The organism is Streptomyces diversicolor, assembly GCF_057537855.1.
In genome coordinates this window covers 75060-98125 of record NZ_BAAJXA010000001.1, presented here as the reverse complement: position 1 = coordinate 98125, position 23066 = coordinate 75060, and the positions used below count along the sequence as shown (strand labels likewise).

Here is a 23066-nt window from a genome sequence, read left to right as displayed (position 1 = left end):
AGGGTTCGTGGTCAGCCGGCAGCCTTCGTCTGCAGTACGGAACGCAGCTTTGCGGGGACGGCCGCGGTGTTCCCGGAGACGGTGGGTGAAGAGAGGGTCACGTTGTGCGCAGTCAGGCCGGCCCTGCCCTGGTCACCCAGCAGGTAGCGCACGAAGGCGGTGGCCCCCGCGGGGTTGGCCGCGCGGTTGAGGACCGTGACGGTGAAGTGGGCGGCGACCTGCACCTTGCCGAGGTCGACGGTGGGCAAGTGCTGCTCGGTGGCTTCGTTGCTGTAGTAGAAGGCGGCATCGAGCTGGCCCGACTGCAGCCGCCCGTCGAGTTCCTGTTCCGGGAAGACCTGGGAGGTCTTCTCGACCGAGGAGGCCAGGCCGGGCTCCTTGTAGATCCGGGACGCCTGCTGGAGGGCCTGCACGGAAAGCTCTCCCTTGGGGTCGAGCTTGGGATCGGTCCGGCCCAGCCGGAAGCCCGGCTCGGTGATCACCTGGTACCAGGGTTTCGCCTTCAGTTCGGCGGCGAACTTGCTGTGCGGGTTGTACGCGATCTTCACTGGGGCGCTGCCGAACGTGGCGTACCACGACACCCAGTCACCGTTGGCCGCGCCCTTCAGGGAGTCGTTGACGTCGGGTTTGGCACTGACGAAGACATCGGCCTGGCGTACCTTGCCCTTGATCTGGTGGGCGAGTTCGGTGGAGCCTCCGCCAACCCCGCGGTACTGATAGCCCGTGGCAGCGCCGAACTTCGGGCCGAGATCGTGTTCCATCAAGTTCTGCAGCGACCCGCAGTACAGCACCTGCACGACGCCGTGCCCCCCGGCACCGGCCGCGGCCTGCCCGGCTGCCTGGCCGCCGCCGGCACTGCCGCAACCGGCGACAAGGGCCGCAGCCGCCGCCAGCGCACCCAGCGCCTGCACCCGCGTCCAACGACGAGTCCACCCTGTCATACGCATGTACGTTCCCCCTTCCCGCTGACTGCGGAGCACGGGTACGCACCGGCCGCCACCTGTACGTATCAGGCCCGCTCGGGCACGCGGTGGCACTCGCCGTGCCGCCGCGCCGCGGCTGCGGATCGCGCTTGGTGCACACTCGTGCACTGCACCGGGACCGGCTACGAGGCGCCGCAGCCCGCGCCACCCCGGGCATGTTCACGTGGGATGTACCTTGGCTCCCTGCCGCCCCGAACGAGCCGCACAGGGAAAAGGGCTGAAATCCATCCTAACCGGCCGGCCTGCCGCGGTCCCGACAGCACAGCGGGGGCGGGGCTGGCACGTCCACGCCGCAGGCACGACAGGCGTGAGCGGATGGTCCAGGAGTGTCTGTCGTTCTCGCCGACAGAACCGACCGGGCACTTGATCCAGCGACCTTGACCGGGGTGGTTCTCCTTCGTCAGGAGAGTGGCCGGCCTGTCGCGGCACGGTCATCTCTGTCGCGGCGCCGCGCCGTTCACGGTCACGCGCATCCTCGCGCCCCTACGACAGGCGGAGGGCAACACCCGGAGCTGCGACGCCTGTTCGCGTCGGCCCGTCGATGGGCCGCAGGGCCTGGTCTCGCTCGGTCTCCGTCATGGCTGCGAGAACTTCCGTCACGCGCCTCAACTCATCCACGGTCAGCCCTCGCCCACGAGGTCGAGGTCGTCGGGGGTCGTCGTCGGGGCGGTCTCCGGAACGGGCCACGTGCGGTTCAGCGGCAGGGAGACATCCCGCCACCAGGGGCGCGTGGGAAGGTCGCCTGCGGGCTCGAAGGGCTGGCCCGGGACGGGGACGGCGACCGCCTGGCCGACCGCGTCGGCCGCGGCCAGCGTCCACTCCCCCGGCTCGGCCCAGGCGTGGGCGGCCAGGTTGAAGGTGCCCCAGTGGATCGGTAGCAGCGCCCCGTGCGCCCGCCCGCCCTGGAGATCGAGGTGGGCTCGCAGGCCCTCCTCGGGGGTCATGTGGATGTCGGGCCAGAACTCGCTGTAGGCGCCGATCTGGATCATCGTGGCGTCGAACGGGCCGTGCTCGGCTCCCATGTCCTTGAAGCCCTCGAAGTAGCCGGTGTCGCCGCTGTGGTAGATCCGGTGGCGGTCGCCGACGACGGCCCAGGAGGCCCAGAGGGTGTGCTGCGTGTTGCGCAGGCCGCGACCGCAGAAGTGCCGGGCGGGGGTGGCCGTGAGGGTGAGCCCGCCGACGCGGGTCGACTCGTGCCAGTCAAGCTCCCGCAGCCGGTCGGCGGACACCCCCCAGTGTTCGAGGTGGGCGCCGACGCCGAGGGGCACCGCGAACAGGGTGTCCGTGCCGGCCAGCACCTTGATCGTGGGCAGGTCCAGGTGGTCGTAGTGGTCGTGCGAGATGACCACGACGTCGACGGGGCCGAGCGCGGCCAGCGGCAGCGGCACCGGGTGCAGCCGCTTGGGCCCGGCGAACGCGAACGGGGAGCAGCGCTCGCCCCAGACGGGGTCGAAGAGCACCCGGTGCCCGTCGATCTCCGCGAGCACGCTGGAGTGGCCCATCCAGGTGAGCCGGAGCCCGGTGGCGGGCGGCCGGGACAGGTCGGCGAGGGTGGTGGCGTGCACCCGGACCGCGCCTCGCGGGGCGCGGCGGGGCCGCTGGTCCCGGTCGAAGTAGACCTTGGCGAAGTCCAGCATCGACCCGGAGGGCCGGGTCCGGGCGGGGCCGCCGGGGTTCTGGAAGACGCCGTCCTTGAAGTGGGGCGACGTGCGGATGCGCGCCAGGCGGGCCCCGCCCGGGTCAGCGCCGAAGGCCGCGGGCTGCAGCGAGCGGAGCCCGGAGCTCAGGGAACGCAAACCGGACACGGTACCTCCTGGTGGAGTCGGTGGAGTCCTCCATTATGGTCAATCCCCGGGCGTGCCACCGGCGGTACCTGGGGTCGTACGCCCGCGCCGGCCGCGCGGGCCGGCACCTGGTCGACCGGTCGCGCACCGAGCGCCCGCGGGGCGAGCGCCCTCACGAGGCCCTGGCGGCCGGTGAGGTGCGGGTGACCGCGGGGCGAGAGCGCGGCCGAGCGGCAGGAGAAGCTGCCGCGGAACGCCGTCGAGCAGACCGAGCCACGGGGCATGGCGGCGGGCCGGATCGCCGATGCGGCCGCCGTGCAGGGGGCAACGGGCTCGTGCTGGACCGCTACTCGACCAAGGAGAAACCGGTCGCCGCCGCCTTCGCCCATGCCGCCGACGGTGACCTGGCGCACTCTCACGGGCTGCCGGACGTCGTACGAGCGCGCTGCTCGCGGTCGTGCGCCGGTGTATGCGTCGACAAAGCCGAGCCGCGGACCGACGGCTGGGCGGTGGCGCCTCGTGAGCCGGCGGGCCGGGACGTCGCCCTGGGCCCGGGCAGCCGGTGGAGGACGGTGATCGCCTCGGGCGAGGTCGCCTGCGCAGGCCCAGCCGGTCGCGGGGCGGTGTCCGACGGCACTGCTGTGCGGGCTCGCGTGCGGCTCACGTCGTACCCGGGCGCGGTGCCGCGGTCCCGGGCGCCGGGTGTGGGCGGACGAGGCGGTCTCCTGCGAACTGTGTCTGGTGCCGGAGGCGCTGACGGCACGGCTGCGCCGAACGGCGCGCGCCAGGACAGGGACCCGGCACGGCTGCGCCGAACGGCGCGCGCGCCGGGGCGGGGCCCGGTGCGGCCCCCGCCCCGGCGGTTCAGGCCACGGAGGCGATGCGCGTCCGGATGTCGTCCGGGGAGAGCGTGCCCTTGGCCGTCACATGGTCGCCCGAGGACTCTCCGCGCAGCCGGCGCCCGATCCACGGGACCAGGTACTCGCGGGCCCAGTGGACGTCGTCGCGGCGCACTTCGAGGGTGCCGCGGGGCGGCAGCGGCGGCCAGGGCTGTTCCGGGTCGGCCGGGACCTCGACGCCGAGGACCTGGCCGGCCCGCAGCGCGACACGGGTGTGACCCTCCGGCGAGAGGTGGAGGCGGTCGTCGTCCCAGGCCCTGCGGTCCTGTACGGCCTTCAGGGACCACAGGTCGAGCACGGGGCAGCCGTACCGGTCGGCGATCGCCCGGACGTGCCCGTTGTAGGTGGCGATCCTGCCGCGCAGATGCTTGAGCACGGGCACGCCGCGGGTGTCGAAGCCGGTCGTCACCATGACGGTGCCGGCCGCCGCGGTGAGCCGGGCCACGGCCCGTTCGAAACGCTCGGCCACCTCGTCCGGGTCGGTGCCGGGCCGCAGGATGTCGTTGCCGCCGGCGCAGAAGGAGACGAGGTCCGGGGCGAGTTGGACCGCCTGGGGGATCTGCTCGGCCACGATCTGGTCGAGCAGCCGCCCGCGCACGGCGAGATTGGTGTACTGGAAGTCGCCCTCGGGCCGGCGGTCCGCGAGCAGGACCGCGAACCGGTCGGCCCAGCCGACGAACGCCCCGTCGGGGCCGGGGTCGCCGACGCCCTCGGTGAAGCTGTCCCCCACCGCCACGTACGACCCGATCACAGCTGTGTTGTCACTCTTCGAATCGTCTGCCACGTCGGCCCATGATTCCCCTTCGGATGTGACCTACGCGATCGTAGGAAGGGGTTGACGAACGGTGAGATAAGACACTCCCCAAGAGATTCCCAACGCGGGAATAGGCCGGACGGCAGGGGTGTTGGGCTGAGAATTGCCGTGCCCGCAGGGCCCACACGGGGAGGGGCGCACCGGGTTCCCGGTGCGCCCCTCCCCGTGTGGGGGTGCCGCTGCGTCAGACGGTGACGCCGTGCGAGCGGAGGTAGGCGAGCGGGTCGACGTCCGAGCCGTAGTTCGGCGTGGTGCGTATCTCGAAGTGCAGGTGCGGGCCCGTCACATTGCCGGTCGCACCGGACAGGCCGACCTGCTGGCCCGGGGTCACGGTCTGGCCGGCCGAGACGGACAGCTGTGACAGGTGGGCGTACTGCGCGTAGTGGCCGTCGCCGAGCCTGAGGACCACCTGGTTGCCGTAGGCGCCGCCCCAGCCGGCGGAGACGACGGTGCCCGCGCCGACCGCCTTGAGCGAGGTGCCGGTCGGGACGACGAAGTCGACACCGGTGTGATAGCCGCTGGACCACATGCTGCCCGCCGTGCGGTAGGCGGTCCCGATGCGGGCGCCGTCGACGGGGAGGCCGTAGCCGGTGGTGGCGGCGGTGTCGGCGGCCCCGGTGTTCTGGGCGACCGGAGCACTGTCGGACGAGGTGTCGGACGACGGCGGCGTCGACGGCTGTGCGGACCCGTAGGACCCGTCGGACCCGCCGGACCTGTCGGACGAGGACTTCGCGGAGGAAGGCTCGGTGGACGACGAGGAGCCGGTCCCCGTCGCGGCCCGCTCGCCGAGCGTGAGCTTCAGACCGGGGTGGATCAGCGAGGGATTGCCGCCGATCGCCTCACGGTTGTCCTGGTAGATCCGCTGCCAGCCGCCGCCGACGCCCTGTTCCTCGGCGATCTTGGCGAGCCAGTCGCCGGGCCGCACCGAGTAGGTCCGGGTGCCGGAGTCAGCGGCGCCCGTCTTCTTCTCGACGGTGCCGGCGCCTGATGGGACGGACTGCTGCGCGGCGGCGTGGGGTGCCGTCTCGGGGGTGGCGGCGTGTGCCCCGGCGGCGCCGATCAGCGGCAGGGCGAGCGCGGCGCCGCCGGTTCCGGCGGCGGCGAGGGAGCGGGTGAGGCGCTGTGACTTGGGGCGGCGGTGCTTACCCTTCGCGGGCATGGCGAATTCCTCTCCGGCGCCTGCGAGGTGAGCTGTCGGGTTCGGGCTGGAGCTGCCCGGCCGCGCGTGGCGCGGCTTCACCCCTAGCCGTCCCGGAGACCGGGACAGGCGGTCGTGCCTGGTGGGTCCCCCGCTCCTGCCGTGCACGGGTGAGTGGTGTGTCGGGATCCGGGCGGCGGCAGGATTCGGCGGTCCGTCCGGATTGGTGGCGAACGTAAGCGAGCGGGACGCGAACGGACAAGGAGCCGCTTCACCCGGTGCGCGTTTCCGTTGATCCGTCACGGGAATTCCCGGTCACCGTCCGTGCATCTCCGGGTGGCGAGCCTTCCCAAGTCCCGCAAGGGGCTTGTGCATTACGTGGTCATGACGGACGACGCACCGTCACGGCTATGACGCTCCTCACGCCCTCCATCGCATAACCCGCAATTCGGCCATAAGGGTCAGAGGTGATGTGGTCGAAGGACCGCGCGCCACGGGCCGCACACCGGACTCCGCGACGACCTGGACGCCAACAGCACCGCACCACGAGGCATTTCGCCCGTTTAGCGGCATTTATACGACGCCGGCGGATCGAGTCCGCCAGCCGTACGCCGGAACGGGTCGCCGTATCGCTGCGTCGCCCAGGAGCCGGGTACGACCGTCCTCGGCGCCGTCCGTCATCGGATGCCACAAGGGCCCACGGCTGCGCTCACGCCTCGACGTCATCAAGTGCCGCGGGCCCGTGGGGCGACGCCTGTGGACAACTCGTTGCCGCGGGAAAACCATGTCGTATGGTCGACGGCGTGCCCGTCGACGAGCCGCGTCGCGGGGTCCGACCACAAGGAGCCTCCGTGACGCAGCAGGTCCCCTCGACCGAGCCCGAACTCGCCGGTGTGCGCAACTTCCGTGACGTGGGCGGACTGCCGACCGCGGACGGCCGGCGGGTGCGCCCCGGCGTGCTGTTCCGCAGCGGCCACCTGGCGCATGCCACCGAGTCCGACGCCGCGTTCCTCTCCTCCCTGGGCCTGCACACGATCTTCGACTTCCGCAACGCCGCCGACCAGAAGCTGGAGGGGCCGGACGTCGCGCTGCCCGGCGTACGCAACGTCAACCTGCCGCTGACCGACCCGGCGGACGGCGCCGAGTTCTGGACGATGGTCCGCGACGGCGACGTCGGCCAGCTGCGGCAGCTGCTGGGCGACGGAAAGGCCGAGCACCGGATGATCGTCTCGTACCGCTCGATCATCACGGAGCGCACCGCCGAGCACTCCAGGGTGCTGCACGCGCTGGCGGAGGACAGCGTCCCGGCGCTGATGCACTGCGCGGCGGGCAAGGACCGCGCGGGCCTGTCCATCGCCGTGACCCTGCTGGCCCTCGGCGTGGAGCGCGAGGCGATCCTGGCCGACTACCTGGAGTCGAACGCCAAGCACCGCCGCTACCGGGTGCGCCGCAGCGGCAGCGCGGACACCGCGTACACGCCCGAGATCATGGAACTGCTCAGCCCGCTGTTCGACGCGCGCGCCGCGTATCTGACGGCCGCCATGGAGACGGTGGAGCAGACCTGGGGTGGTGTCGACGCCTATCTGGAACAGGGGCTGGGTCTGGCGCCGCGGACCCGGGAGCGGCTGCGCGAGCGGCTGCTGGACTGACGGACGCTCACCCCGGGGCCGTCACCCGGCCGTCGTCCCGTCGCCGCTCATCCCTTGGCACCCACCTCGAACAGCAGATAGATGAAGCCCGCCACGAGGTGGCCGACGGCGATGTAGATGATCAGCCGGATCCACAGGGCGCGCGGGAACTTCTCCTCCATGTCACTCATGGCAGCTCTCCAGTGATGGGGCCCAGGCACAGCGCGGCCGTGGGACTTTGCAGCAGGGTGTGGACGAACAGGAGCTCCACCCCGTCGTGGTCCTCGGCGGCGAGGCGGTGCGGGGTCAGCGAGTCGAAGTGCGCGCTGTCGCCGGGAGCGAGGACATGGGCGGTGTCCCCGAGGCGCAGTGCGAGCCGGCCCTTGAGGACGTACAGCCACTCCTCGCCGGGGTGCACGCGCACGATGTCGCGCTGCGAGCCGTGGGGCACATGGACGCGCAATGCCTGCATGCCGCGGCCGGGAGCGCCGGCCTGCCAGTAGGTCCAGCCGCCCGCACGGGTCGGTTCCATGTCGGCGGCGCGCACGATCGCGTCCCGGTCGGCGACGGTCTCGCCGAGCAGGTCCGAGACGGTCGTACCGTAGACGCGGGCCAGTGCGAGCAGCATCGGCAGGGAGGGCTGGCGCTGCCCGGTCTCCAGCCGGGACAGATGGGCGGGCGACAGCCCCGCGGAGTGCGCCGCCGCCTCCAGCGTGAGGCCGGCGCGGCGGCGCAGCGAGCGGAGCTGGGGCGCGACCGCGGACAGCTCGGCTTCGGAGGAGGACATGCCTCCATTGAGCCGCAGCTTTTACCCGTGGGGCAAATTTCTTGCCTCTGAGGCAAAGGACGCAAAGACCTCAGAGGCAACCGGCGGCGCCGGGCGGGATCGTCAGCGGTTGGCGACCGCCTGCTTGATGAGCGTCTTGCCGAAGTCCCACATCAGACCGCCACCGCTGTGCGCGTCGTCCATCACCGCGGTGAAGGCGTCCACGAACCGGTCGACCTCGGCCTCCCCGATGACCAGCGGCGGAATCAGCTTGATCACCTCCAGGTGGTCGCCGGAGACCTGGGTCAGGATGCGGTGCCGCTGGAGCAGCGGGACCACGACCATCTGTGCGAACAGGCCCTTGCGGGCGGCCTGGAGCATGGCCCAGCGGCTGCGCAGCTTGAGCGAGCTGGGCCTGCCGAACTCGATGCCGATCATCAGGCCCCGGCCGCGGACGTCGGCGAGCAGTTCGTACTTGTCGACGAGCGCGGCCAGCCGCGAGCGCAACTGCTCGCCGGTCGCCCGGGCGCGTGCGACGATCTGCTCGTCCTCCATCACGGCCAGCACGGCAAGACCGGCGGCCATCGCCTGCGCGTTGGAGCCGAAGCTCGCCGAGTGGACCAGCACCCGGTCCATGGACGAGTAGACCTTCTTGAAGATCCAGTCCTTGCCGAGGGTGGCGCCGACCGGCACATACCCACCGGACAGTGCCTTGGCCACACACACCAGGTCCGGTTCGACGCCGTCCTCGTGCTGGTAGGCGTAGAAGTCACCGGTCCGGCCGAGTCCGGTCTGCACCTCGTCGGCGATCAGCAGGGCCTTGTGCCGGTGCAGCAGGTCCTGGGCCGCGCGCAGATAGCCGGGCGGTGCCTCGTGCACGCCCTTGCCCTGGATCGGTTCGACGACCAGCGCGGCGACGTCGCCCTTCGCCAGTTCCCGGGCGAGGGCGTCGAGATCGCCGAGGGGTACGGCCGTGTCGGGCAGCAGCGGGGCGAAGCCGTCCCGGAAGCCCTTCTCGCCGTTGACCGACAGCGAGCCCGTGGTCAGGCCGTGGAAGGCGTGGTCGCAGTAGAGGATCCGCGGCCTGCCGGTGGCGAACCGGGCGAACTTCAGCGCGGTCTCCACCGCCTCCGTGCCGCTGTTGCCGAAGAACACCCGGTCCAGGTGCGGGCTGTGCGCGAGGAGCCGTTCGGCCAGCAGTCCGGGCAGCGGCTGGCAGTCGAACCGGGTCAGGTCGGCGAGCTGGGCGTCGAGGACGTCGTGCAGCGCCTTGCGTACGACCGGGTGGTGGCGGCCCAGGCCCATCACCCCGAACCCGGCGAGCATGTCCAGGTAGTCGTTGCCGTCCGCGTCCCAGAAGTAGGCGCCCTCGGCCCGCTCGTAGACCTTGTCGAAGCCGATGGTGTGCAGCATGCGCGGGAGCTGGTGGTTCAGGTACGCGGTGTGCAGCTCGTAGCGCTCGGCTCCGCGCTCGGCCAGGAGGGCGCCGAGGTCGAACTCCTTGGTCATTCAGCTGTCTCCTTGACTGTGCCGTCGCTCAGCTCCCTGACGGCGAGGCTCGCGCCGATCCGTCCGGCGATCTCGACGGGGGTGAGGCCGATGTCTGCCAGCACCTCCCCGCGCTTGGCGTGCGCGAGGAACTGCTCCGGGATGCCGAACCGGCGCACCGGCACGTCGACGTCCGCGTCGCCGAGCGCCAGCGCCACGGCGGAACCCACCCCGGCGGCCCGGCTGTTGTCCTCCACGACGGCCACCAGGCGGTGGCCCGCGGCGAGCCCGGGCAGATCCGGGTCGACCGGTTTGACCCAGCGCGGGTCGACCACCGTGCAGCCGATGCCGCGTGCCTGAAGCAGCTCCGCGGTCTGCAGACACACCGGGGCCATGACGCCGACGGCCACCAGCAGGACGTCGGGCCGCCCGGCCCGGTGCAGCACGTCCATGCCGCCGACGCGGTCGACCGCGGGGATCCGCGGCCCGACCGACTCCTTCGGGAAGCGGACCAGCGTGGGCGCGTCGTCGACGGCGACGGCCTCCCGCAACTGGGCGCGCAGCTGGTCGGCGTCGCGCGGCGCGGCGATTCTGAGGCCGGGCACGACCTGGAGGACCGACATGTCCCACATGCCGTTGTGGGATGCGCCGTCGCTGCCGGTGACGCCGGCCCGGTCCAGGACGAAGGTCACGCCGCAGCGGTGCAGGGCGACGTCCATCAGCAGCTGGTCGAAGGCGCGGTTGAGGAAGGTGGCGTAGACGGCGACGACCGGGTGCAGCCCGCCGGTCGCCAGGCCCGCCGCCGACACGGCCGCGTGCTGCTCGGCGATGCCGACGTCCCACACCCGGTCGGGGAAGCGCTCGGCGAACTTGCCGAGGCCCACCGGGTGCAGCATGGCCGCCGTGATCGCCACGACGTCGTCCCGCTGTTCCCCGATGCGGACGATCTCGTCGCCGAACACCGACGTCCAGGACGGCCCGTCGGCGGGCGCCAGCGGCTCGCAGGTGAGCGGGTCCATCACGCCGACGGTGTGGAAGTGGTCCTCCTCGTGCGCCAGGGCCGGCTCGTAGCCGCGGCCCTTCTCGGTGAGGCAGTGCACGAGGACCGGACCGTGGAAGCGTTTGGCGCGGCGCAGCGCGGACTCGACGGCCTTGATGTCGTGGCCGTCGATCGGGCCGACGTACTTCAGGCCCAGGTCCTCGAACATGCCCTGCGGGGCGAAGGCGTCCTTGAAGCCCTTCTTCGCGCCGTGCAGCGACTCGTAGACGGTGGGGCCGACCACCGGGGTGCGCAGCAGGACGTCCTTGCCCCAGGCGAGCACCTTCTCGTAGGAGTCGGTCGTGCGCAGGGCGGCGAGGTGGTTGGCGAGGCCGCCGATGGTGGGGGCGTACGACCGCTCGTTGTCGTTGACCACGATGATCAGTGGGCGGTCCTTCGCGGCGGCGATGTTGTTCAGCGCCTCCCAGGCCATGCCGCCGGTGAGCGCGCCGTCGCCGATGACCGCGACCACATGGCCCTTCTCGCCCTGCACCTGGCGGGCCTTGGCGAGCCCGTCGGCCCAGCCGAGCGCGGTGGAGGCGTGGCTGTTCTCGATGACGTCGTGCTCGGACTCCTCGCGGGAGGGATAGCCGGACAGGCCGCCCTTGCCGCGCAGCTTCGAGAAGTCCTGACGTCCTGTCAAGAGTTTGTGCACATAGCTCTGGTGGCCGGTGTCCCACAGGATGCGGTCGACCGGCGACTCGAAGACCCGGTGCAGTGCGACGGTGAGTTCCACCACGCCCAGGTTGGGCCCGAGGTGACCGCCGGTCCTGGCCACCGCGGTCACCAGGAACTCGCGTATTTCTTCGGACAGTTCACCGAGTTCCGCCTCGGACAGCCCTTTCAGGTCGCGTGGTCCCCGGATGCTCTCCAGAATCGTCACGCTCGGCCCCCTCTCGGTTCGTGCTTGCTCAACTCACTGTCACTGCCGGTGTCCCCGTGCCGGTGGGGGCGCCGTCGGCCTCCATCTGCTCGGCGATCTTCATCGCCTCCTCGATCAGGGTCTCGACGATCTTCGACTCGGGCACCGTCTTGATCACCTCACCCTTCACAAAGATCTGCCCCTTGCCATTGCCCGAGGCCACACCCAGATCCGCCTCCCGCGCCTCACCCGGACCATTGACCACACACCCCATCACCGCGACCCGCAACGGCACCTCCATCCCCGTCAGACCCGCCGTGACCTCCTCCGCCAACTTGTACACATCCACCTGCGCACGCCCGCACGACGGACACGACACGATCTCCAGACCCCGCTGCCGCAGATTCAACGACTCCAGAATCTGGATACCGACCTTGATCTCCTCCACCGGCGGAGCCGACAACGACACCCGGATCGTGTCACCGATCCCCTGCGACAACAGCGCACCGAACGCCACCGCCGACTTCACCGTCCCCTGGAACGCCGGACCCGCCTCCGTCACCCCCAGATGCAACGGATAGTCACACTGCTCCGCCAACTGCCGGTACGCCTCGATCATCACCACCGGATCGTTGTGCTTCACCGAGATCTTGATGTCGCGGAAACCGTGCTCCTCGAACAACGACGCCTCCCACAGCGCCGACTCCACCAGCGCCTCCGGCGTCGCCTTCCCGTACTTCTGCAGCAACCGCCGGTCCAACGACCCCGCGTTCACCCCGATCCGGATCGGAGTGCCATGATCCGCAGCCGCCCTCGCGATCTCCCGCACCTGATCATCGAACTTCTTGATATTGCCCGGATTCACCCGCACCGCCGCACACCCGGCCTCGATCGCCGCGAACACATACTTCGGCTGGAAATGAATGTCCGCGATCACCGGAATCTGCGACTTGCGCGCGATCGTCGCCAACGCGTCCGCATCGTCCTGCGTCGGACACGCCACCCGCACGATCTGACAACCCGACGCCGTCAACTCCGCGATCTGCTGCAACGTCGCGCCCACATCCGACGTACGCGTCGTCGTCATCGACTGCACCGACACCGGCGCGTCCCCACCCACCGCCACCGAACCGACCTGGATCTGCCGGCTGCGCCGACGCTCGGCGACCGGCCGGGGCGGGATTGCGGGGACGCCCAGGGAGATGGCGGTCATCGGGTCACTCCCGGTTCCCGGAGACGGTCTCGCGCATGGCGCGCAGCGACTCCTTGAGCGATCCCATGGTGGCGAGCACGGCGGTGGGCTCGTAGCCGCAGTGCGCCATGCAGTTGGCGCAGCGCGGGTCCTTGCCCCGGCCGTACTTGTCCCAGTCGGTCTTCTCGATCAGTTCGCGGTACGTCGGCACATACCCGTCGCTCATCAGGTAGCAGGGGCGCTGCCAGCCGAACAGCGAGTAGTTGGGGATCGCCCAGGCGGTGCACGGGAAGTCGACCTTGCCCTCCAGGAAGTCCAGGAAGAGCGGGGAGTGGTTGAGCCTCCAGCGCCGCCGGTTGCCGCCCGAGAACGCCTTCTTGAACAGTTCGCGGGTCTGCTCGACGCCGAGGAAGTGCTCCTGGTCCGGGGCCTTCTCGTAGGCGTAGGCGGGCGAGATCATCATCTCGTCGACCTTGAGGTCGTCGTTCAGGAAGTTGAGCACCTCCACGATGGTCTGCGGGGTGTCCGTATTGAAGAAGGTCGAGTTGGTGGTGACCCGGAAGCCGCGCCGCTTGGCCTCCTTGATCGCCGCCACGGCCTCGTCGAACACGCCTTCCTTGGCAACGGATTCGTCGTGCCGCTCGCGCAGCCCGTCGATGTGCACGGCGAAGGCGAAGTAGGGCGAGGGCGTGAACTTGTCCATCTTCTTGCGCAACAGCATCGCGTTGGTGCACAGGAACACATATTTCCGCTTGGCGACCAACTGACGCACGATCTCGTCGATCTGAGGGTGCATCAGGGGCTCGCCGCCGGCGATGGACACCATCGGCGCACCGGACTCCAGCACCGCGCCGACGGCCTGGGCCACCGGCATGCGCTGCTTGAGGACGCCGGCCGGATGCTGGATCTTGCCGCAGCCCTCGCACTTGAGGTTGCAGGCGAACAGCGGCTCCAGCTCTACGATGAGCGGGAACTTGTCCCGCCTGCGGATCTTCTGTTCAGCCAGGTATGTAGCGACCTTGATGGACTGGCGCAGGGGCATGGCCATCTGGCTCACCTCCGAGGGAGCAGCAACGAACGGTGCCATTCAAAAAATGCGGGAAGTACGGAACGAAGAACACGGAAAGCGGATATCCCACCGCGCACCGTGCCAATCCGGACGAGTTCATGTTCTGGAGCATCCACGACCACCCGGACGGCCGCAACAGGGCGCTCGCCCTCGCGGACGGCGCTCAGCAGGGTGGCGGCCGACTCCATGTCGACCGCGATCGCGCCCGTGGCGAGCAGATCGGACCGCTCGTGGCCGCGGACCACATGGTCGGAGCCGGTGAGCGGGCCGGTGTGGACGGTGCGCCCCGGCACGGTGCGCACGAGTTCCTTCACGAGCAGTTCGGTCCCGACGCAGGGGACGTCGCCGCGCGGGTGCCGGGTCTCCTCGGCGACCACCAGGTCGCCGGGGTGCATGCCGGGAGCGAGTCCCGCGCAGAAGCCGGTCGCGAGGACCGCGGCCCCGGCGAGCGCGGGATCGGCCAGCAGCCGGGCGACGGAGCGCTCCGCCGCCCTGGGCCCCATACCGGTGCGCAGTACGGTGACCGGCCCGCCCGCGCCACCGCGTTCACCGGCGCGCAGGGCAAGGTGCTCGATGCCGAGCGCGCAGGCGATCAGCAGCGGTGCCGGGGCGGGCTGGGCGTCCATCAGCTTGCCTCCGCGTCGGCGCGTGGCTTCCCGGCCGCACCGGCGCCCTGGCCGGCGAAGGGCTCGCCGTGCACGTACCGGCCGAGCGCGGTGAGCGGGAACACCTGGCGGTAGAGGTGGTAGTTGATGGAGAAGTCCCAGGGGAAGCCGGTGCCCGTGAAGTACGGCTCGTCCCATGAGCCGTCCTCGCGCTGAGCCTCGGCGAGCCACTGGACGCCGCGCCGCACGGACTTGGCGTCCTTCTCCCCCGCCGCGAGCAGCGCCATCAGCGCCCACGCGGTCTGCGAGGCGGTCGAGGCGCCGCGCCCGCTCCACCCCTTGGCGTCATGGTAGGAGCGCAGGTCCTCGCCCCAGCCGCCGTCGTCGTTCTGCACCGACTCCAGCCAGGCGACGGCGCGCCTGATCGCCGGGTGCGAGGCGGGCAGGCCGGCCGCGACCAGCGCGGGCACCACCGATCCGGTGCCATAGACGTAGTTGACGCCCCAGCGTCCGAACCACGAGCCGTCCGGCTCCTGTTCGGCCAGCAGCCAGTCGACGCCGCGCCGGGTGCGCGGGTCGTTCGCCAGGCCCTCGACCGCCAGCATCTCGACGACATGCGCGGTGACGTCGGCCGACGGCGGGTCGATGACCTCGCCGAAGTCGCAGAACGGCAGCCGGTTGGGGAACGGGCTGGTGTTGTCGGCGTCGAAGGCGCCCCACGCGCCGTTCTTGGACTGCATGCCGAGTTCCCAGCGCACCCCGCGCCCGATGGCCTTCTCGACCCGTTCCGGGTCGTGGTGCCTGACCCGGCGCAGCGCCAGCAGCACCTCGGCGGTGTCGTCGGTGTCGGGGTAGTTGTCGTTGTGGAACTCGAACGCCCAGCCGCCCGGCGGGAGTCCGGGACGCCGCACGGACCAGTCGCCGGGCCGCACGATCTCCTCGCCGAGCATCCAGTCGGCGGCCTTGACCAACTGCGGATGGTCGGCGGGGACGCCCGCGTCGGCGAGGGCGATGGTGGCCAGGCAGGTGTCCCACACCGGCGACTGGCACGCCTCGATCATCCGGGCGCCGTCCTCGCGCCACACGGCGTAACGGTCCAGCGACTCAAGTCCGGCCCGCATCACGGGGTGTTCCAGGTCGTAGCCCAGCAGATGCAGGGCGATGACGGAGTACACGGCGGGCGGCTGGATGCCGCCCCAGCAGCCGTCGTTCTCCTGGCGCTCGATGATCCAACTGGCCGCCGAGTTCATCGCGGCCCTGCGCAGGCGCCGGGAGGCGATCGTGCGGTAGCCGCGCACGACCTTGTCGAGCCGCTGGAACAGGCCGTCCCAGCTCGCCGCCGGGGCGAGCGGCCGGGGCGGGTTGGGGCGGGCCGGGTCGGTGTGCAGCTCGTCGAGCGTGAACGGCGCAGGACGCACCGGGCGCTTCGCCGAGACGACGGTGAGCGGCACGATGGTCTGCCGCGCCCAGCACCCGAAGTTGTAGATGTTCAGCGGGAACCACTTCGGGAAGTAGATGAGCTCCGGCGGGAGTTCGGGCAGGTCCTCCCACTTCCACCAGCCGAACAGAGCCAGCCAGATCCGGGTGAACACGCGGGCGGCGGCGATGCCGCCCCGCTCGCGGATCCAGGCGGCGGCCCTGGCCATGTGCGGTGCGTCGGGCGCGTCGCCGGCCAACCGGAGGGCGACGTACGCCTCGATGGTGGTGGACAGTTCGCCCGGGCCGCCGAAGAAGGTGGCCCAGGTGCCGTCCGGGCGCTGTTCGCCGCGGATGAACAGCGCGGCGGCCTGGGTCGTCGCGTCGTCGCGGATGCCCAGGAACTGACGGAGCAGCAGGTCCTCGGCGTCCATGGTGACGTTCGTTTCGAGGTCGCCCTTCCACCAGCCCTCGGCGTCCTGCTGTGCCAGCAGGAAGTCGGTGGCGCGCTGTACGGCGCGTGCGGCGGCTTCTTGTACCCCGGCCGCCACGGGGGTCGTGAGGTGGGCTTCGCTGGCCGAGGCAGCGCGGGGCGGCAGTGCCCCGGTGCTTCCGTCGGTCGTCGCTGTCATGGCTTCCCCTTCGTGCAGTCGTGCGAGTCGTGCTGCTGTGGGTCCGCCGTCGGCCGGTGTCCGTCATCCCTCGACACCGGCCGGCGACTACGCGAGGGTTATTCGACCGATAGTGATCATCTCTTTCGGACTACGACGAAGTCGGCGAGCGCCGTGAACCGGGCCCGTACCTGGTCGGGCATGTCGACGGCGTCGAGGGCTTCGATGGCGATGGTGTACTGGCGGCGCGCCTCGTCGGCGGTCCATTCGCGGCCGCCCGCCTCCTCGATGAGGGCGGCGCGGGCCGCGAACTCCTCCTCGGAGAAGTTCTCGAAGTCACTGCTCTTGGCGTCGGCGGCAAGCATCTCGCCGAGCCGCGTGGAGGCGGGGCCGCCCGCCGCGAGCGCGGCCACGACCGGCAGGGACTTCTTGCGTTGGCGCAGATCGCTCCAGGTCTGCTTGCCGGTGGCCTCCGGGTCGCCCCAGATGCCGAGCAGGTCGTCGACGGCCTGGAAGGCCAGGCCGAGGTGGTAGCCGTACCTTCCCAGGGTGTCGGCGGTACGGTCGTCGGCGCCGCCGAGCACCGCGCCGATGGAGGAGGCGCAGGCGAGCAGCGCGCCGGTCTTGTTGCCCTCCATCTCCAGGCACTCCTCGACGCTGACGCGGTCGCGGTGCTCGTAGGAGATGTCCTGCGCCTGGCCGTCGATCAGGGCCCGGGTGGCGGAGGTCAGCCGGCGGGTGGCGCGGCCCGCCTCGACGGTGCCCAGTTCCAGCAGGATCTCGTTGGCGAGGGCGAACAGGGCGTCGCCGACCAGGATGGCCTGGGCGGGGCCGTGCACCTTCCAGACGGTGTCGCGGTGCCGGCGCTGCTCGTCGCCGTCCATCAGGTCGTCGTGCAGCAGCGAGAAGTTGTGGACCAGTTCGACGGCGACGGCACCGGGGATGCCGGTTTCCGCGGGGGCGCCGGTGACCTCGGCTGACAGCACGGCGAGCGCGGGACGCACGGCCTTGCCGCCGTCCCCGTCGGCGGGGTTGCCCTGGGCGTCGATCCAGCCGAAGTGGTAGGCGGCCACGGTGTCCATGGGAGGGGCCAGGCGGTCGACGGCCGCCCGCAGTACCGGTGTGGCCAGGGTCCGGCCGCGCTCCAGGAGCGCGGTCACGTCCACCGCGGTCGCTTGAGCGGCCGTCGCGGCCTCGGGCACAGGGGGCACAGTCTCTCCTCTTGTTGCGGTGCCGGGGGTGCGGGGGCCTGCCGTGTGCTGATCGGGCATCAGGCCGCCTCCTCGAACGCGAAGAGGTGACTCGGGCGGGGCCGGCCCAGGGCGCCGAGCGCGGCGTCCGCCGCGCTCACACCGCTGCGGACCGCACTCTCCATGGTCGCGGGCCACCCGGTGGCGGTCCACGCTCCGGCCAGGTACAGGCCGGGGGCCTTGGTGCGGGCGCCGGGCCGCAGCCGTCCGACGCCGGGGGTGGGGGCGAACGTCGCCGTGCGCTCCCTGGTGACGAAGAAGTCCTTCACCCGTGCCTCGCGCGTGCCCGGCAGCAGCCGTTCCAGTTCGGGCAGATAGCGCTCACGCAGCACGGCCACGGGCAGGTCGATCTCGTCCTGCACGGCCGACTGGGACACGGCGAGATACTGGCCGCTGCCGAGCCCGGAGGCGTGGGTGCGGTCGAAGACCCACTGCACGGGGGTGCCGAGGGCGGTGAAGAACGGCCGGCCGAGCACCTTGCGGTCGTAGATCACATGGACGTTGAGGATCGGCGCGGTGCCGATGCCGAGCAGCCGGTCGGGTTCGTCGAGGGCGCCGGGCGGCAGCAGGCCGTGCGCCTCGCGCTGGGGTACGGCGAGTACGACCGCGTCGGCGCGGAGTGCTTCGCCGGGAACCTGAACGCTCCAACTGCCGTTCTCGTTATGAGAGACGGAGGTGACGCGTGTACGGACCTCGGTACGCACGCCCGCGGAGTCGAGCGCCTTGCGGGCGAGCCGGTCGTGCAGTTCGCCCAGCGGTACATGGGCCCAGCCGATGTCGGCGGCGCCCGGGTCGGACAGCAGACCGGTCTTGAACACCATCGCGGCGAGCCCCAGCGAGGCGTCGCCCGCGACCGCGTTGAGGGTGGCGACCCCGACCAGGTCCCACAGGGCCTCGATGGCACGCGCCGACTGGCCGTGAGCGGCCAGCCAGCTGCCGAAGTCCTGTGTGTCCAGGGTCGGATCGGCGAGGTCGAGCCCCTTGAGCGCGAGCGCGGCACGCCCCACCCTGGCCCGCTCGGCGAGCGACAGGTGCGGATACGCGGCCAGGCTCCGGCCCAGGTGCAGGGGTACGGGCAGCGGGTCGCGTCGCAGTCTGCCGAGCCGCCGTCCCTCGGGCTTGTCGAGGTCGACGACGGGCACGTCGAGACGGTTCTGCAGCGGTGCCAGCTCCGCGCCCTCGATGCGGTCGAGGAACCAGCGGTAGGCGGTGCAGCAGCGCAGATACACGTGTTGGCCGTTGTCCACGGTCAGCTCGCCGCGCGGGAAGGAGAAGGCGAGGCCGCCCAGTCTCGGCCTGCCTTCGAGCAGGGTGACACGGACGCCCGCGTCGGCGAGCGCGAGCGCGGCCGTGATTCCGGCCAGCCCGCCGCCGACCACGACGGCGCTGCGCCCGGCGCCTTCCGGGCTGCCCGCGTGCGGCCCCTCGGACCGCGTGCCGTCGGTCATGGTGCGTCCTTCCGTGCCCGCCCGCCGCGCCGGTCGAACGGTGCACGGCGGGTCGTCTCCGTCAGGGACGCCGCGCCGCGCCGGAGGGTTGCCTGCCGGTGCCCGGCCGGCTCGCCCGGCTCCTCCTGGCTCCTCGTGTCCATCAGGCGCGCCTCCTGACGGTCCGCCGGGCCACATGCCGGGTGTCGAGGCCGGACAGTCCGCGCACGGCGACATACGCCTTCTCGTGTCCGGGCAGCGAGACCCGGCCGCGCAGCACGGCCTCGGGCTCGCGTTCGATGCGGTCGAGCAGCCTGCGGTAGATCCCGGCCATGGCGGCCACGCACGCGCCGCTGCGCCGGTCGAGCATGGGCAGCAGCCGGTAGCCCTCGGCGAAAAGGGCGCGGGCCCGTCGCACTTCGAAGTGCACGAGGCCCGCGAAGTCGGAGCCCTGAGGCGGTTTCGGCCCGTCGAAGCCGGCCGAGCAGCCGAACTTGGCGAGGTCGTCCGCGGGCAGATAGGTGCGGCCGCCCTCGGCGTCCTCGCGGACGTCTCGCAGGATGTTGGTCAGTTGCAGGGCCAGGCCCAGGGTGTCGGCGTACTCGGCGGCGCGCTCGGCGGCGCGCGCCCCGGGTTCGGTGCCGAACACGCCGAGCGAGAGCCGGCCGATGGCGCCCGCCACGCACCGGCAGTAGACCTTCAGGTCGTCCCAGGTCTCGTAGGTCTCGCCGCGGACGTCCATCTGGACGCCGTCGATGAGTTCGTCGAGGCCGCCGAGCGGGATCGGGAAGGCGCCGGCGGCATGGGCGAGGGCGACCGCGACCGGGTCCGTGTCGTCCTCGGCGACCGCGCCGTCGCGGACCCGGGCGAGCAGCGCCCGGGCCTCGTCGAGCCGCGCGATCTTGACGTCGTCCGCCAGCCCGCCGTCGCCGATGTCGTCGATGCGCCGGGAGAAGGCGTACAGCGCCGACATCGCGCGCCGCTTCCGCGTCGGCAGCAGTCTGATGCCGTACGCGAAGTTACGGGCCTGTTGTCCGGTCACGGCCTCGCAGTAGCTGTAGGCGGCGAGTACCGGTGCGGACGCGTGTGCTTGCGACTCCACGGTCCGGATCACCCCTCTCCTCGCAGAGTCACGCCCACCTCGCGCAGCAACTGGACCTTGCCGGGCTTGGGCGGGCCGGGAAGTACGTCGTATTCGGCGGCGGCGATCGCCCGGATCGCCGCCCTCCCCCCTGCCACGAACCCCGCGAGCAGCAGCTTCAGCCTGCCGTGGACGCTACCCACCAGGGGGGCGCCTTCATTCAGTAGATCGTGGGCGCGTTGGGCTTCGTATGCAACCAGGGCGCGCACCGATGCGCCCGTGATTTTCGTGGCGAGATCCGCCTCCTGGACATGAAAGCGCTTCATGTCCGCGGCGGGCAGATAGATCCGGTCGCGCCCGAAGTCCTCGGCCACATCCTGGAGGTGTTCGACGATCTGCAGGGCGGTGCAGATCTTGTCGGACAGGCGGATCCGCTCGGGGGTCGAGGTGCCGGTGACGGCGAGGACGAGGCGGCCGACGGGGTTGGCGGACAGTTCGCAGTACGCGAGGAGGTCGTCGTAGGTCTCGTACCGCTTGACGAGCTGGTCCTGGCGGTTGGCGGCGATCAGGCCGAGGAAGGGGTCCGGGGTGAGAAGGCGGCGCCGGACGGTGGGTTGCAGGCGGCGCAGCAGCGGGTGGCGCGGGGTGGCGTCGAACACGCGGCGCAGATCGGCCTCGAAGGCGTCGAGGAGGGCGAGCCGGTCCTCGGCCCGCTCGGGCGACACGCCGAGCAGCCGGGCGTCGGCGCCGCCCGGGGCGAGGTCGCCGTCGCCGATGTCGTCGACGAGGCGGGCGAAGCCGTAGACCGCCATCAGGTCCTCGCGCCAGGCCCGGGGCAGGAAGAACGGAGCCACGGGGAAGTTCTCGCCCGCGGCCTTGTCGAGCGTGTCGCGCACCGGGCTTCCCGGGCGCGCCGTATCGGTTCCCGTCACCGTGCGCTACCCGGGGCAGGGACGGCACATGCTGCGCTGAGCTGGGGAGTCTCCGTAGCCATTGCCGTCACATCTCCCGTTCTACACTGCCGAACCAATACACACTATTTCGGACACGCCGCCCGGCCGTCCGCACGGCGGCCCTGGCGCAGGGTGTCGCGCATTATCGCCCCACTTGCCGCATTCCAGGACCGCTACAGCTTACGTTGTACAACGCAGCGAGGTCCGTCGGGGTGTCCTGCACATCACAACAACACACCGATTGGCGTCAAGATTCCTAAGCGCCCCCCGAGTTGACTTTTCCTTTGCAGACGCGGGCCCCGCCGGAAAGGTTCCGGCGGGGCCCCGGGCGTGTCGGGCTACTTGCCCGTGAACTTCTCGTACTCCTTGAGGACCTCGTCGGTGGGTCCGTCCATCCGCAGCTCGCCGCGTTCCAGCCACAGCACGCGGTTGCAGGTGTCACGGATCGACTTGTTGTTGTGGCTGACCAGAAACACCGTGCCGGCTTCCTTGCGCAGCGCCCTGATGCGTTCCTCGGAGCGCTTTTGGAACTTGCGGTCGCCGGTGGCCAGCGCCTCGTCGATCATGAGGACGTCGTGGTCCTTGGCGGCGGCGATGGAGAACCGCAGCCGGGCCGCCATGCCGGAGGAGTAGGTGCGCATCGGAAGGGTGATGAAGTCGCCCTTCTCGTTGATGCCGGAGAAGTCGACGATCTCCTGGTAGCGGTCCCTGATCTGCTCGCGCGACATGCCCATGGCGAGACCGCCGAGGATGATGTTGCGCTCGCCCGTCAGGTCGTTCATCAGGGCCGCGTTCACGCCGAGCAGCGAGGGCTGGCCGTCGGTGTAGACCTTGCCGCGTTCGGCCGGCAGCAGTCCGGCGATGGCCCGCAGCAGGGTGGACTTGCCGGACCCGTTGGAGCCGATCAGGCCGATGGCCTCGCCCCGGTGGGCGACGAAGGAGACACCCCGCACGGCGTGCACCTTGCGCACGCCCCGCGCCGTGTCGTCGGAGCCCCGCCGCAGGATGCGGCTGAGGGCCGCGGTGGCGCTGCCCCTGCCGGTCCGCGCGCCGTTGACGCGGTAGACGATGTGCAGGTCGTCCGCGATGACGGTCGGGGCCGTCTGCCCGGTGCTCTGCTCAGCCACGGCCGTAGCGCTCCTCGGCCTTCCAGAAGTACACGAAGCCGCCGACGAACACGACGACGGCCCAGAACAGGGCGATGGCCCAGACATGCGGCGGCAGATTCGAGGAGCCGTAGCCGTCGATGAGCGCGAAGCGCATCAGGTCCATGTAGACCGCGGCCGGGTTGACCTGGAGCAGCCGCACGATCCACTCGGGACGGCCTTCGAGCATCTTGTTGATCGAGAACATGACGCCGGAGGTGTACATCCAGGTACGCAGCACGAACGGCATCAGCTGGGCCAGGTCGGGCGTCTTGGCGCCCATGCGGGCCACGATCAGCGCGAGCCCGGTGTTGAAGAGGAACTGCAGCGCGAGCGCCGGCAGGATCAGCAGCCAGGACAGGCCGGGGTAGCTGCCGAAGCCGATCACGACCAGGAACATCACGATCATCGAGAACAGCAGCTGCTGGAGCTGCTGGAGCGCGAAGGACATCGGCAGCGAGGCGCGCGGAAAGTGCAGGGCGCGCACCAGGCCCAGGTTCCCGGAGATGGCGCGCACGCCCGACATGATCGAACTCTGCGTGAAGGTGAACACGAACACGCCCGTGACCAGGAAGGGGATGTACACGTCGTGCGACATGCCCCGGCTGGCCTTGAGGATCAGGCCGAAGATGAGGTAGTAGACGGCCGCGTTCAGCAGCGGGGTGGCGACCTGCCACAGCTGGCCGAGCTTGGCCTGGCTGTACTGGGCCGTCAGCTTCGCCTGGGAGAAGGCCAGGATGAAGTGCCGCCGCCCCCACAGCTGACGCACGTACTCGACGAGCGAGGGCCTGGCGCCGCTCACGGCCAGCCCGTACTTGGCGGCGAGCTGCGCCGCCGTCAGTCCCTCGTCGGGCGCCGCGGCCGCGGTCACCGCGACCGTGCCGTCATGCGTTGTCTCACTCACGCGTGGAAACTT

Annotated in this window: 20 protein-coding genes and 1 riboswitch; of the genes, 1 reads left to right on the top strand and 19 read right to left on the bottom strand. The window is 71.0% G+C overall.

Annotated features, from left to right (window positions below):
• Positions 1–11: 11 nt before the first annotated feature.
• The 4 genes from AC27LF_RS00410 to AC27LF_RS00395 all read right to left on the bottom strand — a co-directional run bounded on the left by AC27LF_RS00410 (position 12) and on the right by AC27LF_RS00395 (position 5639).
• Positions 12–947 carry an extracellular solute-binding protein gene (locus tag AC27LF_RS00410; RefSeq protein WP_479661997.1) on the bottom strand — a complete coding sequence of 312 codons (936 nt, stop codon included), beginning with the start codon at positions 945–947 and terminating at the stop codon, positions 12–14.
• Positions 948–1603: 656 nt separating this feature from the next.
• Positions 1604–2788, bottom strand: coding sequence for an MBL fold metallo-hydrolase (locus AC27LF_RS00405; protein ID WP_479661998.1), 1185 nt, complete (start codon positions 2786–2788; stop codon positions 1604–1606).
• Between the two features lie 843 nt (positions 2789–3631).
• On the bottom strand, positions 3632–4417 hold the full coding sequence (locus AC27LF_RS00400) for an SGNH/GDSL hydrolase family protein (RefSeq protein WP_479662006.1): 786 nt from the start codon (positions 4415–4417) through the stop codon (positions 3632–3634).
• A 247-nt stretch (positions 4418–4664) separates the two neighbouring features.
• Entirely contained in the window at positions 4665–5639 is a 975-nt protein-coding gene (locus AC27LF_RS00395) for a M23 family metallopeptidase (RefSeq protein WP_479661999.1), read from the bottom strand.
• Positions 5640–5643: 4 nt separating this feature from the next.
• Positions 5644–5801, bottom strand: a riboswitch (cyclic di-AMP (ydaO/yuaA leader).
• A 668-nt stretch (positions 5802–6469) separates the two neighbouring features.
• Between AC27LF_RS00395 and AC27LF_RS00390 the strand changes: the two genes are divergently transcribed.
• The gene (locus AC27LF_RS00390; RefSeq protein WP_479662000.1) at positions 6470–7267 is read left to right on the top strand and encodes a tyrosine-protein phosphatase; all 798 of its coding nucleotides are present in this window, start codon (positions 6470–6472) and stop codon (positions 7265–7267) included.
• Positions 7268–7314: 47 nt separating this feature from the next.
• On the opposite strand, the gene AC27LF_RS00385 is transcribed toward AC27LF_RS00390, so the two are convergent.
• The 15 genes from AC27LF_RS00385 to AC27LF_RS00315 form a co-directional block, all read right to left on the bottom strand.
• Complete coding sequence (locus tag AC27LF_RS00385) at positions 7315–7437, bottom strand: DUF6126 family protein (RefSeq protein ID WP_479662001.1); 123 nt, start codon at positions 7435–7437, stop codon at positions 7315–7317.
• Positions 7434–8033, bottom strand: a complete 600-nt coding sequence (locus AC27LF_RS00380) for a helix-turn-helix domain-containing protein (protein WP_479662002.1) — start codon at positions 8031–8033, stop codon at positions 7434–7436. Before AC27LF_RS00380 ends, AC27LF_RS00385 begins: the two co-directional genes overlap by 4 nt.
• A 102-nt stretch (positions 8034–8135) precedes the next feature.
• Positions 8136–9521: an aspartate aminotransferase family protein gene (locus AC27LF_RS00375; RefSeq protein ID WP_479662003.1), complete on the bottom strand. Its 1386-nt coding sequence runs from the start codon at positions 9519–9521 to the stop codon at positions 8136–8138.
• Positions 9518–11422 (bottom strand): 1-deoxy-D-xylulose-5-phosphate synthase, encoded by a 1905-nt coding sequence (dxs, locus tag AC27LF_RS00370; RefSeq protein WP_479662004.1) that lies wholly within the window; start codon positions 11420–11422, stop codon positions 9518–9520. The genes AC27LF_RS00375 and dxs overlap by 4 nt, the downstream gene beginning before the upstream one ends.
• Before the next feature lie 28 nt (positions 11423–11450).
• On the bottom strand, positions 11451–12614 hold the full coding sequence (gene ispG / locus AC27LF_RS00365) for a flavodoxin-dependent (E)-4-hydroxy-3-methylbut-2-enyl-diphosphate synthase (protein ID WP_487227776.1): 1164 nt from the start codon (positions 12612–12614) through the stop codon (positions 11451–11453).
• Between the two features lie 4 nt (positions 12615–12618).
• Entirely contained in the window at positions 12619–13641 is a 1023-nt protein-coding gene (gene hpnH / locus AC27LF_RS00360) for an adenosyl-hopene transferase HpnH (protein ID WP_479660550.1), read from the bottom strand.
• 5 nt (positions 13642–13646) lie between these two features.
• Positions 13647–14288 (bottom strand): phosphorylase family protein, encoded by a 642-nt coding sequence (locus AC27LF_RS00355; RefSeq protein ID WP_479660549.1) that lies wholly within the window; start codon positions 14286–14288, stop codon positions 13647–13649.
• Positions 14288–16315, bottom strand: coding sequence for a squalene--hopene cyclase (gene shc / locus AC27LF_RS00350; RefSeq protein WP_479660548.1), 2028 nt, complete (start codon positions 16313–16315; stop codon positions 14288–14290). The genes AC27LF_RS00355 and shc overlap by 1 nt, the downstream gene beginning before the upstream one ends.
• A 116-nt stretch (positions 16316–16431) precedes the next feature.
• Positions 16432–17565, bottom strand: coding sequence for a polyprenyl synthetase family protein (locus AC27LF_RS00345; RefSeq protein ID WP_479660547.1), 1134 nt, complete (start codon positions 17563–17565; stop codon positions 16432–16434).
• The gene (gene hpnE / locus AC27LF_RS00340; protein ID WP_479660546.1) at positions 17565–18992 is read right to left on the bottom strand and encodes a hydroxysqualene dehydroxylase HpnE; all 1428 of its coding nucleotides are present in this window, start codon (positions 18990–18992) and stop codon (positions 17565–17567) included. The genes AC27LF_RS00345 and hpnE overlap by 1 nt, the downstream gene beginning before the upstream one ends.
• The gene (locus tag AC27LF_RS00335) at positions 18989–19135 is read right to left on the bottom strand and encodes a DUF6380 family protein (RefSeq protein WP_479660545.1); all 147 of its coding nucleotides are present in this window, start codon (positions 19133–19135) and stop codon (positions 18989–18991) included. The genes hpnE and AC27LF_RS00335 overlap by 4 nt, the downstream gene beginning before the upstream one ends.
• Entirely contained in the window at positions 19135–20085 is a 951-nt protein-coding gene (hpnD, locus tag AC27LF_RS00330; protein WP_479660544.1) for a presqualene diphosphate synthase HpnD, read from the bottom strand. Before hpnD ends, AC27LF_RS00335 begins: the two co-directional genes overlap by 1 nt.
• The gene (gene hpnC, locus AC27LF_RS00325; protein WP_479660543.1) at positions 20082–20984 is read right to left on the bottom strand and encodes a squalene synthase HpnC; all 903 of its coding nucleotides are present in this window, start codon (positions 20982–20984) and stop codon (positions 20082–20084) included. The genes hpnD and hpnC overlap by 4 nt, the downstream gene beginning before the upstream one ends.
• Before the next feature lie 359 nt (positions 20985–21343).
• Positions 21344–22132 (bottom strand): ABC transporter ATP-binding protein, encoded by a 789-nt coding sequence (locus AC27LF_RS00320; RefSeq protein ID WP_479660542.1) that lies wholly within the window; start codon positions 22130–22132, stop codon positions 21344–21346.
• Complete coding sequence (locus AC27LF_RS00315) at positions 22125–23054, bottom strand: ABC transporter permease (RefSeq protein WP_479660541.1); 930 nt, start codon at positions 23052–23054, stop codon at positions 22125–22127. The genes AC27LF_RS00320 and AC27LF_RS00315 overlap by 8 nt, the downstream gene beginning before the upstream one ends.
• Positions 23055–23066: the final 12 nt, after the last annotated feature.

Excerpts from the sequence above, each read along its gene's own strand:
- AC27LF_RS00410 (WP_479661997.1), bottom strand. The coding sequence starts at position 947 with ATGCGTATGACAGGGTGGACTCGTCGTTGGACGCGGGTGCAGGCGCTG.
- AC27LF_RS00395 (WP_479661999.1), bottom strand. The coding sequence starts at position 5,639 with ATGCCCGCGAAGGGTAAGCACCGCCGCCCCAAGTCACAGCGCCTCACC.
- AC27LF_RS00385 (WP_479662001.1), bottom strand. The coding sequence starts at position 7,437 with ATGAGTGACATGGAGGAGAAGTTCCCGCGCGCCCTGTGGATCCGGCTG.
- AC27LF_RS00380 (WP_479662002.1), bottom strand. The coding sequence starts at position 8,033 with ATGTCCTCCTCCGAAGCCGAGCTGTCCGCGGTCGCGCCCCAGCTCCGC.
- AC27LF_RS00375 (WP_479662003.1), bottom strand. The coding sequence starts at position 9,521 with ATGACCAAGGAGTTCGACCTCGGCGCCCTCCTGGCCGAGCGCGGAGCC.
- ispG (WP_487227776.1), bottom strand. The coding sequence starts at position 12,614 with ATGACCGCCATCTCCCTGGGCGTCCCCGCAATCCCGCCCCGGCCGGTC.
- hpnH (WP_479660550.1), bottom strand. The coding sequence starts at position 13,641 with ATGGCCATGCCCCTGCGCCAGTCCATCAAGGTCGCTACATACCTGGCT.
- AC27LF_RS00355 (WP_479660549.1), bottom strand. The coding sequence starts at position 14,288 with ATGGACGCCCAGCCCGCCCCGGCACCGCTGCTGATCGCCTGCGCGCTC.
- shc (WP_479660548.1), bottom strand. The coding sequence starts at position 16,315 with ATGACAGCGACGACCGACGGAAGCACCGGGGCACTGCCGCCCCGCGCT.
- AC27LF_RS00345 (WP_479660547.1), bottom strand. The coding sequence starts at position 17,565 with ATGCCCGATCAGCACACGGCAGGCCCCCGCACCCCCGGCACCGCAACA.
- hpnE (WP_479660546.1), bottom strand. The coding sequence starts at position 18,992 with ATGACCGACGGCACGCGGTCCGAGGGGCCGCACGCGGGCAGCCCGGAA.
- AC27LF_RS00335 (WP_479660545.1), bottom strand. The coding sequence starts at position 19,135 with ATGGACACGAGGAGCCAGGAGGAGCCGGGCGAGCCGGCCGGGCACCGG.